Here is an 11,950-nt window from a genome sequence, read left to right on the forward strand (position 1 = left end):
CTCAGGCCAGATCGCGCAGCGCGGCGTCGAGGGTCGGATAGCGGAACGTGTAACCCGCCTCGCTCAAACGCTGCGGCACCACACGCTGACCGTCGAAGAACAGCTGAGCCATTTCCCCGGCCAACGCACGCACTGGCGCTGCAGGAATGTGGAACCACACCGGGCGCTTGAGGACCTTACCAACGTTCTCGGCGAACGTTGCCTGACTGACGGTTTCGGGCGCGACCATGTTGTAGGTGCCGCGCAAACTTTCATCGTGGAAGGATCGAGCGATCACCTGAATCACATCGTCGCGGTGCACCCAGCTCATGATCTGCTGACCATCGCCCATGCGACCGCCGAAGCCCAGACGGAACGGGATCAACAATGGCAACAACGCACCGCCCGGCCCGAACACCACGCCGAGGCGCAGCACCACCTGGCGCACGCCAAACTGCGTGGCGGGTTGCGCCGAAGCCTCCCAACGCGCGCAGAGCTCAGCCATGAAACCGTCGCCCTTGCTGGCCTGTTCATCGAGGCTTTCGCTGGCATCACGCACGCCGTAGAAACCGATCGCCGAGGCCTGAATCCACAGCGCGGGTTTATGGCTCGTTTGCTTCAGCCAGCACATCAAGGCTTCGGTGGTATCGACCCGACTGGCGAGCAGTTGCGCCTGACGCGCGGGGCTCCAGCGCGGGCCAGCGACCGGTGCGCCGGCGAGGTTGATCACCACGTCGAACGGTTCGTCGCAGCCGAGTTCGCTCAACAAACGCACACAGCGGACGCGACCGTCGAACAGGTTCGCCGCTTTCAACGGATCCCGAGCCAACACGCTGACCGTGTGGCCGGCGTCGAGTAACTGATTGACCACGGCTTCACCGATAAACCCGGTGCCACCGGTGATCAGCACCCGCTTGTAGGCGCCGCCGACAAAGGGGTTGGATTTGCTCACGGTTCTTTCTGGTGGGGATTTCCGACGATCATGGCGCAGCAACCAGATCAGCGGCGGCAACAGCACCAGCAGCGCAAAACCGTCGAGCCACAGATGCGACCAGACCTGTTGTTGAGCTGAAAGCCACATGTCCTGCGGCGCCCATAACAGGACGCCCGCCATCAACCAGCCCCAAATTGCAGGTGCTTTAAGACGGTTGCCAAGGTGCACCAACGCGAGCATGTACAGCGAATAACTTTGCAACGTCGCGCCGAACAGCGCGAGCCACCACACCTGCTGCTCGTGACCGGCGGCAGGGACCGGATCGGCGCCCCAGAATGCGAGTTCGAGGGTGTGCAAATAGCCGTCGAGTAATCCGGAATGACCGGCCCACGTCAGCGTGAGACCGGCGAGCACATGCACGATTGCCGCGGCATACAACCAAAGCACCATCGCGGGGCGAAGAGAGAAAGAGGGGGCTGGCATTCCGTGTCCTGAGCGTATTCCTTGAGGGCGGGGAGTTTAAAGGAAAATGGGGGGTGTCAGTCGCGCGAAGACAAAACGTTTGGTTGCGTTCAGTGATCTCTATTGCGCGGAGTGAGCGTCGATCACGCCGAGTAAATCCTTCAACCTGGCAATATCCTCTTCGTAAAAGCCATTACATTGGGTGACGACTACATATTCAGAGCCGGTCGCTTTTCCATGGGTACTGCATACAAGTCCAAAACCTTCCCCGCCACCCTGTCGTTCATACACGACATCCCGCGCATCCATCAGTACCCAGCCTGGTATCGTCAGTTTTTTAGTGGCTGATTCGGGCAACTGATCGAAATACATGATTCCCTCAGCATTCGGCAACTTGACGAGCAAGTTGTAGGGCGACGACAAAGCACTCATCCCCACCGTTTTCTTGACCTCGTTGAGGTCATTACCCCGCACAATAAACGTAGAGAGGCGGTCTATATCACTCTCATAAGCTGGATGATTGCGCGGCGACAGCTTCAAGACTTCCACGGCGCCCTCGTTGAGGCAACTGACCACCTCAAGGGTTGATTGGACGTCATGAAACTCGCAGGTGGATTCTTGAGCAAACACTGTCGGTGATAGAAGTGCCGTGCAGAACGCGAACACCCAGGTGAAACAAGATTGGGGCACGCTCAATTGAATGGCCTTTTTACGCATTCCCATATCCCCACCCAACCAAGCAAAAACATTAATCAGCACAACATCAATGTGCCGGAAGGATACCGTCCAAATATAAAGCTCTCTCCAGACTCATCTTCGCGGCGCATCTATTCAGATCTGCAGAATAGGATGTCGTGTCCCATTCATTCTCAAACCCCTCAAGCCTGCAGTTCGAATCCCTCAGCTTTATCCATGCCCGCTGGGAGTTTTTCAGTCGATCTAGAAACGCCTTATGCTCTTCATGCCGAGACTGGTACTGAAAAATATACCGAAACCCTGCTCTATCAATCACCGCGTCGTAACTGTCATTAAGGACACGATCGGCAGCCTTCATCGCTTTTTCTGCGCACTCGTCACGTTGCCCAGCCGCTACTGCCTCACAACCTGCATCTTGGGAAAAACTGACTGACGAGACTGACATCGCCACAAATGCACAAAACATCCAACGCGCGACATTCACTGAGTGCCACCTGCGCCAATACATTCAATTGAGTTGTCCATGACGACGCCTCGGGCCGACAAGCGCTCGACCGCAGCAGGGCCCGACTTAAGCTCGGTCTTGCTGGCCTCGCGGTAACAGGCCATTGCACGGGGCAGATCAGCAGCGACGACAGTGCCGGCTTCGTAGACGTCACCCAATCGCAGGAGTGCGTGGCTAGAGCCTCGTAGCGCGGCGCTTTCCAATGTCGCCATCGATTTTTGCGGATCGATGCAGGCCTTGTGATCGTCGTACTCACCCTCATCGCAGTAAAACAAGGAGAGGAACACGCCATTGTCGGGATTACTCTGAAATGCCTGATTCATGAGCTCCAGAATCTGTTCATTCGGCAATCGCGGTGCCTGCCCGGAAAGACTGATTCCCGCGGCCGCCACTGCCGCCTGGGCCGAACCTTTGCGGGCGCCGTCCACATAGCTGTCCAGCGCTGCCGCGTACAAAGAGACACCGGATTCACCTGATGCCTTGTTGACCAGCCGATCGAACATCACGCCTTTCTTCAACTCGCGCTCACCGGGTGAAGGGTGATCTGTTCGAGCCACGTCATCCATCACCGCTTCGAGCGTCCAGTCTTCAACACTGTTCAGCACCCAGCAGTCGCTGTGTTTGAAGACGAAAATCTTCAAGAAGGTACCCTGCTGATCACGCACGACCACCCTGTTCGGAAATGCGATCTCGGTAGACAGGCTCAACGCGGCAGCATTTACCGTACCCAGCACGCTCAATTCATCGGCGGGCAAATGCTTGACGCTGCGCACGACAACCTTGGGTATGTTGCCTTCAGCCACGACATGAGTTGCCTGAATCGGCGACGCGGTAAACGCTTTCTGTACCGCCGAGTCCAATGAAAAGGCTTTGACGAAGTCAGCGAAGTTGTTAGCCGGGCATTGCTGTTCAGTAGAGGCGAAGGCGCTTGTGAACAGGCCGGTGCTCAACAATGCAACGGAAAGCCACTGATTCAGCCTGCGTGTTGTCATACCGCAACTCGGTACCGCAAAAAATCGTTTCAACAGTGTTCTTCCTTGAGCCATTCAGGTCTTGCGTTTGGTGAATCGGGTAATGCATTGCTCTGGCCCGTTCATGCCCCAATAAGTGCTGAGCAACGCCTTACGCTTTTTGTCTACGCGCAGGTTGACGAAGCCATCGCCGCAATCGGGCTTAGCCTCTTCGAAACGGTTTGTCTCAGGTTGGTAGATGAAGACTCTGAAGTAGGAGTAAGTACCCATCCCGTCATCAATCTGCCAGACAGAAAAGTCCTTCATACCGTCGAAATTGAAATCGCCGATCTGCATATGCAGCGGTTTTTCCGCTTGAAAATCGATTGCCTGCGACTCGCTATGGGCTGCGCTTTTAACAGAGACGTTCAGCGTGGAACCTTCGAGAACCCATGTTGCTTCGACGCCTTGGGTGGGAATAAACGTGGTGGTTTCGGCCCACACCGGCACAGTCCACAGCAGGCCGAGCAGTGATAGCGCCAGAGTTTTGAATGGCATGTGCTCGCCCTACTCCCACTTGCATCCGGACTCCAGTGTCGAGTCGACAAAGGTATTGACCATGAAACTGTATGTCTTGCCGTTGGACTTCTTCGTGTACGACATCGAGACAATCTGCGAGCCTTGAGTCATCAGTTCGTAGGTGCCCGTTACTTTGCCGTAAACCACTTCAGACCACGTCCGGGTGTGTTGCCAAGGGGCTTCCGGGTCGAGGATTTCGCTTTCGGAGTCGGTCAGCACAATGGAAATCGGCTCGCTGGACTTGGCGTACTTGACGAATCCACCTGACCACTTGCTGGATGAGTCGTAGTAGGTACGCAGTTCGAACTTCACCGGGCTGTCCTGTGAAAGTTCGAAGCAAAGTGATTCGGTGGTGACCTCCGCATAAGCCATCAGGGGGAAGAGGCTGACCAGCAGAAGAAGTGCTTTTTTCACGTTCATTTCCTTATGAGAGATCAGGGGCACGGGCCTATTCCGATCCCGCTACACACTGACCGTCCCGAAGATTAGGAGCCAGCGCCCGATTTCCCAACAGATACCAACTCGCAAGCGACTGACTCTCGCAATAAGCGTTCTTCTCGGCATCGTAATAAAACGCGACCTTGTGCTTGGCCATCCCGCCCCGGTTGGGGACAAACAACTCGACGGCGAACACGACATCGGGCAAAGCAGTTTTTCTGTCCGACATCAGCGTGGGTGGCCCCAGAAACTTACAAGGCACGCCGTCAAAAGGCAGATCCAACCGGCCGTCTTGATACCTGTAAATCGCGCAAATACCATTCGGATCTTCAATCACCACGGCAGCTATCGTTCCACCGCTCCAGTTCACCACGCCATCTGCAATGGCGCGAAAACTCTCGGCAGGCATTTGGTCTTCCTTTGTGAGTGCAGCGACCATCGCGGTGGGCATTGTATGGCTTGTACTGACACCGGCTGGCGCTGCGTTTGCGGACAACGCCCACGTCAACGCCAGGAACAACAGGGGAACGACTTTCACTCTGAATCTCCGATGGCATGGCTGACCGATATGCAATGCACGACCCTTACTGCGCCGTACATTCAGGTTCTGCGAGATGTTCACCATCAACGCGGAATCTGCATAATTCGGTAGTTTCATTCACTCCAACCAGCGACATCAGCTTGAAGGTCAACTGCAATTCGGTGTCGGAAAACGTGGCCTTATCCAATGAGACGTCGGAGAAGCCGTTGTTAAAGTTCTTCCCTTCAATGTCGCAGAACTCCATCGAGTCGCTTGCAGCCCCTTGTCCCCCAGGCTTGAGAATCTGAATATTGACGCAGGGACTATCGAACGTTTGGTAGTAACGGACCAGTTTTCCGGAAACGTAAGCGACATCGGCTTTGTATATATCGACGACCGGCCCTCGTGCGTTGCCTGCAAATGCACAACATGAAAAACACAAAACTGAAAACAGCGACAATCCTTTCAAGACTCACCCACTCCATAAACCTGCTGATCAAATGCTTTAGTTCACTGTTTGCTCTTGTCCGGAGCCATAGCCAATTGACGGGCTCGCTCTATCGTCGCGCGAATCAAACAGGAGTCCGACCATTCCCCGAAAACCGACTTAGACGATTTCGGCTCAGGCAGACACTCCGCATCGCGAAATTTCATCCAGGCCCTTTGGGTTTCTCTCAGGCCTTTCTGTGCATTTTCGTCCAACCGTTCCATGCGCTCCCGGTAAACGAGGTTGAGCAGTGCATCCGTATCCGTAACAACCAGATCAAGCGTCCCACTCGACGCAGTTGGCCACACAACGTCCGCCAACGCCTGCTTGGTTTCGTTGTTCCAATTGTAGAAACCGTTCTCTTCAATCTTCAGCCAGGCAGAGCGCCTATGATGATTGGTCGGATCGGTCGCACTGACTTCAGACTGGTAAACAATCTCCAGATAGATCGGGTCGGTTGAGCGCTGAGGATCATTCAGCAGCGTTTGGCGAACGATGGCCCGTTGTTTTTTGCTCTCGGTGATTTCAATCGAAAAGCATGGGTCCGGACCGGGGCGATCGGCTGACTTAACCCTCTCCAGACACTCTTTACGAAGGGCCATCGAGGTATCACCCGGCCCCCCTCCTACGTCGAGAACCCTGACGAGCAGTCGTATTTCTGGATCTTTGGAAAAATCTGCCTGAAGCACGGTCGCAATCATAGTTCCTTCTGCTTTCACAACCGAAGACAGCAACGAAAAAGCCAAAACAAGACTAATTCTAAAATTCATAATCCCTTGACGTCCGCAAAAACCCAACAACAAATTAGAACTTGTTTGAATCTAAACATACAGAACAGACCTATTTAAACGCCGCACCAAAATCAAAGTTGCTGAGCGCAATACAACAAATAAATTTGCCCTTTTACCCCCTCTCTCACTTAAAATCCTCGGCGCTTTTGGGGAGCGACTCAATACCTTTTAACGCCTTCCGATTAATGACAGAATAGCCACCCCTCTCACAAGATTTTCTAACAGCAAGTTCTCCACTCTTCAGAACGGTTAGAAAACTTCTATACGCTTGCGAAACAAGATACGTATATTTTCCATTATAGAATTTTATTATATTTAAGCTCACACTACCCTCAGATGCATTAACTACATAAAAACGCCCCTTTGGAGGAATTTTACTTTGCGGATACACAAGCTCTATTTTTTCAGGCACACCATACCTATATTGCACATATCCGGAGTTCGGATTGGTATTACCTAACGCACATACGGAAACAATTTTCCCTCCCGAAAGCGGGCAACTGAAATAGATATCCTCCTGTGCATTGCAGAGAGTAATATCCTCCGCTTCTTCTTCTACTTCTCCCTCTTCTGCAAATGCTGCGGACACAAAAAAACCAAACACAAAAACCACTAAACAAATTTTAAAAAAATTCATTAATGGCACATTAAAACGCAGGCACCCATTCATTTAAAATATTCCCCTTCCCATATTTTTTTGAAATTTTCCTTTCTTGCAACACGACTATTGGTATTATAATTTACAACATCCGTAATTGATTCTACTGCCGCTTCCGTTGGCCCTGCATCTGCCCTTATGTGCAAGCTATGATCTACCCAAAAATAACCTGCCGACCGAACCGCATACTTCATTTGAACTAGCAAGTCTGGAGTCTCTATAAAATCGTGATCCTCATTTGGCCATCTGCTTAAATTACTCCGATACCATGTTGTAAAATCTCTATAGTTAGCTCGTCCCGTTAACTGCTTCAGACCCCGCCCGCGAAACTTCCAGCCATCACCACTAGCATAGTCTCCATTCCCTAGTTGCACTCGGTTGCCATAGGCTCGATTAGCGACTTCTACATAATCCGCTTGCGTCACCGAAGTCCCATCGGCCTTTATCGGTTTTACAGTTTGATAACCGAGGGCATGTGCCGCGCTAGGGTTATTCGAGAAGTACGTGAACGTAGCAATTAGAGAAGTAGCCTTCCATAAGAAGCTTTCTTCCACGCTTAGTGTGGGCCCTGTCTCTTGCATTACCTGTGCAAAAAAATGACTTCTACGCAAAGGCGTATTTAGCTTGAAAAAATCAATATGGGCGTTTAGCTCGTCAGCTATAGCCTGAAGGTCACCATACTTAGAAGACTGAATAAATGGATATATTTTCTTCATCATCTCCAAAGTAAACTCAAACTTTGGTCTAACCTTGATATATTCAATAAACTCTATCGGATGAAAATGCCAAACAAGTCCATCAGCAGGAACCTCTGCTTTACCAGACAGTTCACTCCAGAACACCAACTTATCTATACGTGCCTGCTCATGGGCGAGCGTCTTTGGTGAACCTTCCAAAATCTGCGGCAGTCTGCCCCACTTCGCCTCGCTGGACGCGTCCTTCCACTCAGTTGGATGAAAGGCGATAAGCTTTGACCAATGAGACCTAAGCTCAGCATTTTGCAGTGCCTTAGGAAAATCCTCAGGTGTTACTTTCCCGTCTGCGTTTCCAAGCCTATCTAAGTCGCTGTATAGGCCTTTAAAAAACTCTGGCATGTCATCTGGATCAAGGAAACCGTCGGCAACGGCACTCGACTCCTTGACAATCCGAAAACCAAGCTTTTCCCAATCGTGCTGAGAGATAATCTCCGCTTCGCCTTTTGCGATTAGGCCTGTTTTACTTTGGCCATCCTCTTCGACTTTTGGCTCATACCATTCATCTGGATTTTTGAATATTGGAACTTTACTCAGTTCAATGACATGGTCCGAAAGCAACTCCACGACTCCCGTCTGGGGAGGCTTTTTGGTCAAAGTTTTATTTGCGGCCAATCGCAAAAATTTCTTCCCAGTTGTCAGTCCAGCCGGATTTTTTAAAAACTCTTCCAATTTTTGATCTGTTGTAAAAACCTCAATATGAACCTGATGCTTGCGAGTTGCCTCACCGCTCTCATCAAGAAGGTTTTCCATCAGGCCTAAGTAACCAATAGGATTTCCTGCCTTGATGCCGATACTAGTAATGACGACTTTCTCAAAAGCCTCATCAGCGGGAGTCACTGTATCCCACCGCATCGCTGGCGATGGAAGCTCATTTTCGACGCAAGCCCAAAACGTTGGAGGCACCGCTCCGCCTCCTCCGGGGCCGCCGCTAATTAGCGTGCATTCAGCCATGCGTCTAATCGCTCCAGCGATATTCAGGTTGACAACTTTTTCACTGTCGAAAGTAACAACACTTGTAGCTACCAGTGCTATAGAGCCAACTTGTGGCCCTGCATTTTGCCCACTGGCTTGTATTGCCGGAGCGCTGTATATCGGTAAGGGTTGTGGCCCTACTGTCGCCTTTACTTTACCGTGCCAATAATTCGGTTTTTCTCGCTGCGGAGGTAAAACCTCGAACCAACTTGGCCCTGTAACTGCGCCACTAGTTGTTGTTCGAGGATAAATCTCGCCATTCTTTTTGTAGGCAAACCAAGCCTCCTGACCCACTGCGCGGCCTGCCACACTTCCCTTCAGAATTTTACCCCTGGCATAAACCTCAACCGTTCCCTTTTTTTCGAGAATCTCAAATTCTGTGCCTGCAGCAATGGCTCCATAATTATGACAACCCGGCTCACCCTTAGCGTCGCTACGTGCAGTGAAACCACCGGCAATCATTTTAATTCTTTGATTAGGAGCTTCTTCAGGTGACAATGGATACCGATCAAACGGTAATAAATGCATGTACAAACTGTAAAATGTCAGTTTGTTCTGTTTGCCTTTATTCTCGCCTTCTTCGGTATTTGGAGGTGAATGATATTCGTGACGCACCAAACAGAAAGAATTAGTATACTTCAGATACTTAGAGCCCTCGCCCTCACCGAAGGTTGAAGTCAAGTAATCCTTACTCAAGCGATAAGCGACGACTTCACCATCAGCAATACAGCGTATGGGATCCTGAAGTACACATTGAGGTGCACTCAGGTCACTAATATGAATTCCACCATGCCAGAACTTGTTACTTCCTAGTAGATAGTGCCCTGACTTCTCACTTCCGATAGCCTGATAAACTTCTTCGGCATCTTTAAAATGCTTCCCATCAGACTTCCTTATGGGAAACTCAAACTTAATCGTCGGAACAATTATTTCCGGAGTTGTGCTTTGGGTCGAGGAGTCAGTCATTCTTTGCTTCCTGCAAGCCTACAGTTGAGTTCTTTGACGCAAGCCATTGCTGTCTGGCGAGCATCAAAGTTTCTGACTTCGCCGTTGAAGTTGTCATTTTCAATTGCACTTTTTCTCGACCAAAAAGCATGCTAACTGGCGCATCGGAAGTTAGCATCTCTGTAATCACTTTTTTCTTAAAAGCACGATTCATGTCTTTTACTCAGAAAACACAAAAAAAGCCTTCGGCTTAACCTTCTCAGGCGGCGCATTCAACAACGCCTGATCCATCAAACTCCCCGCCTTATCCTTATCCGCCGCCCCCGGCAGCACCGGCGGCTTGATCCCGATCCCGGTCCCCGAGCCAGCCGACCCGCCAGCATTAATCTTCACCACCGGCCCAACCACCGTCACACCGCCGCCATCGAGCTTGATGAAACTGCCGCCGCCGAGAATCGTCAGCTCAGTCCCCGCCTCAATAACAATCTTGTCCCCAGCCTTGATGTGTATCTCTTTCCCGGCACTGGTCAGTTGTGCCGTACCAAGCTTCACATGCTGGTTCTCACCAATAGTCAGGTGGTCGTCCATCCGTGCTTCGATCTTGCGGTCGCTGATGGTGGTGCGGTGTTCTTCGGCCTTCAGTTCGGTGTAGGTGTTCTTCACCACGGTGTCGTGGCGTTCATTCCCGACGCGGATTTTCTGGTCGTGCTCAACGTTTTCGTCCCAGTCGCGCTGGGCGTGGATGAAGATTTGTTCGGCGCCTTTTTTGTCTTCGATGCGCAGTTCGTTGTAGCCACCGCCGCCCGGGGAGCTGAGGGTTTTGAAGACGCTGCGGGTTTTGTTCGCCGGGAGGGCGTAGGGCACCGGGTTTTCCTTGTGGTACAGGCAGCCGGTCACCAGTGGTTGGTCGGGGTCGCCTTCGAGGAAGGTGACGAGGACTTCCATGCCGATGCGCGGGATGGAGATGGCGCCGTAGCGGTCGCCGGCCCAACTGCTGGAGACGCGCAGCCAGCAGCTGGTCTTGTCGTCGGCCAGGCCTTCGCGGTCCCAGTGGAATTGCACTTTGATGCGGCCGTATTGGTCGCAGTGGATTTCTTCGCCTTTCGGGCCGGTGACCATGGCGGTCTGGCTGCCGAGCACGCGGGGTTTCGGGTGTTCGAGGGCCGGGCGGTAGAACACGTCCCATGGGGTGGCGAGGAAGGTGTTGCGGTAGCCCTGGTGGAAATCGGCCTTGTGGTCGGTGGTGTCGCTGGTTACCGATTCTTCGAGAACTTGCGGCTGTTTGCCTTCGTGGAATATTTCGGTGAGCAGCCACAGGTCGTTCCACTCGCTGCGCGGGTGGTCGGACATTTCCATGAAGTGGCCGCTGACGAGTCTGGTCTGGTCGCCGCGACCCTCGGCCTGACGGTAGTCGGCGCGATGACGTTCGAGGGCGCGCTGGCTGAGGAACTTGCCGCGCGCGCGGTCGATGAAGCGGCCGGGGTAGTCGTAGTCTTCGAGATCCGGTTCAGTGCTCTCGCCGTCCGGTTTGTAGGCCGCTTCCATTTGCAGGCGCGGCTTTTCGAAGTCGTAGTCGCGGCGGGTGGTGCGGCTGGTGCGGGTTTCCAGACGCAGCCGGAAGCCTTTGATCACCGGCTCTTCGGCGACCATGCCGCTGCCCTGCACATACGCGGTCGGTTGGCCGAGGTTCGGGAACACGGTCTGGTCATCACCAAACACCAGCAGGTGACCTTTCGGGTTGTGCTGGAAGTGGTAGTGAATCCCTTCCTCTTCGCACAGACGCTGGACGAAGTGCAGGTCGGTTTCGTCGTACTGCACGCAGTAGTCGCGATCCGGGCACGGCTGGCTGAGCTGGAAGCTGTAGGCGTTGCCCTTGATGCCGTGCTCATCGAGGATCAGCGCAATGATTTTCGGCGCCGACATCTGCTGGTAGATGCGCTGGTTGGTGCGGTGATGCAGGTATTGCAGTTGCGGCACCAGCGAGACTTTGTAGCGGGTCAGGCGCTTGCCGGCATCGCCCTGGGCGACGCGGTAGATCTGGCCGTGGATGCCGGAGCCTTGCGGATCGAGGGCGAGGAACGCCTGTTTGTGCAGGAGCTTTTCCAGGTCCAGATCCGGGTTTTCGCTGACCAGTTCCAGGTCGAAACGGAACGGCTGGCTGATGCCTTCGGTGCCGGTGAACGACAGGACTTGCAGGTCGCCTACGTAGTCTTCAACGGTCAGGCTGAAGTGCGTTTCGTTAGCTGGGTTGAACATAGTGTGCTCCCTGTTCGAATGTC

Annotated in this window: 13 protein-coding genes; all 13 read right to left on the minus strand. The window is 52.8% G+C overall.

Going from position 1 to position 11,950, the window contains the following annotated elements; all coding sequences use genetic code 11:
- Position 1 precedes the first annotated feature (1 nt).
- Entirely contained in the window at positions 2-1,396 is a 1,395-nt protein-coding gene (locus IF199_RS29475) for a TIGR01777 family oxidoreductase (protein WP_192559305.1), read from the minus strand.
- A gap of 99 nt (positions 1,397-1,495) precedes the next feature.
- A complete protein-coding gene (locus tag IF199_RS29480; RefSeq protein ID WP_192559306.1) occupies positions 1,496-2,092 on the minus strand; it encodes a hypothetical protein in 597 nt (198 codons plus the stop codon).
- 46 nt (positions 2,093-2,138) lie between these two features.
- Positions 2,139-2,579, minus strand: a complete 441-nt coding sequence (locus IF199_RS30715) for a lysozyme inhibitor LprI family protein (RefSeq protein ID WP_102620694.1) — start codon at positions 2,577-2,579, stop codon at positions 2,139-2,141.
- Positions 2,552-3,601, minus strand: coding sequence for a sel1 repeat family protein (locus IF199_RS29490; protein ID WP_192559307.1), 1,050 nt, complete (start codon positions 3,599-3,601; stop codon positions 2,552-2,554). Before IF199_RS29490 ends, IF199_RS30715 begins: the two co-directional genes overlap by 28 nt.
- A gap of 21 nt (positions 3,602-3,622) precedes the next feature.
- Entirely contained in the window at positions 3,623-4,084 is a 462-nt protein-coding gene (locus IF199_RS29495; protein WP_192559308.1) for an XAC2610-related protein, read from the minus strand.
- A 9-nt stretch (positions 4,085-4,093) separates the two neighbouring features.
- Entirely contained in the window at positions 4,094-4,525 is a 432-nt protein-coding gene (locus IF199_RS29500; protein WP_425220397.1) for a hypothetical protein, read from the minus strand.
- 28 nt (positions 4,526-4,553) lie between these two features.
- On the minus strand, positions 4,554-4,952 hold the full coding sequence (locus IF199_RS29505) for a hypothetical protein (RefSeq protein ID WP_192559310.1): 399 nt from the start codon (positions 4,950-4,952) through the stop codon (positions 4,554-4,556).
- 175 nt (positions 4,953-5,127) lie between these two features.
- Complete coding sequence (locus tag IF199_RS29510) at positions 5,128-5,532, minus strand: hypothetical protein (RefSeq protein WP_192559311.1); 405 nt, start codon at positions 5,530-5,532, stop codon at positions 5,128-5,130.
- Between the two features lie 41 nt (positions 5,533-5,573).
- Complete coding sequence (locus IF199_RS29515) at positions 5,574-6,320, minus strand: lysozyme inhibitor LprI family protein (protein ID WP_244142425.1); 747 nt, start codon at positions 6,318-6,320, stop codon at positions 5,574-5,576.
- A gap of 145 nt (positions 6,321-6,465) precedes the next feature.
- Positions 6,466-7,011, minus strand: coding sequence for a hypothetical protein (locus tag IF199_RS29520; protein ID WP_192559312.1), 546 nt, complete (start codon positions 7,009-7,011; stop codon positions 6,466-6,468).
- Entirely contained in the window at positions 7,008-9,692 is a 2,685-nt protein-coding gene (locus IF199_RS29525; protein ID WP_192559313.1) for a glycoside hydrolase family 19 protein, read from the minus strand. The genes IF199_RS29520 and IF199_RS29525 overlap by 4 nt, the downstream gene beginning before the upstream one ends.
- Positions 9,685-9,885 (minus strand): hypothetical protein, encoded by a 201-nt coding sequence (locus IF199_RS29530; RefSeq protein WP_192559314.1) that lies wholly within the window; start codon positions 9,883-9,885, stop codon positions 9,685-9,687. Before IF199_RS29530 ends, IF199_RS29525 begins: the two co-directional genes overlap by 8 nt.
- Positions 9,886-9,890: 5 nt before the next feature.
- Positions 9,891-11,927: a type VI secretion system Vgr family protein gene (locus IF199_RS29535; protein ID WP_192559315.1), complete on the minus strand. Its 2,037-nt coding sequence runs from the start codon at positions 11,925-11,927 to the stop codon at positions 9,891-9,893.
- Positions 11,928-11,950 lie beyond the last annotated feature (23 nt).

Origin of the sequence: Pseudomonas allokribbensis, assembly GCF_014863605.1 — a bacterium.
Taxonomy (GTDB): Bacteria; Pseudomonadota; Gammaproteobacteria; order Pseudomonadales; family Pseudomonadaceae; genus Aquipseudomonas; species Aquipseudomonas allokribbensis.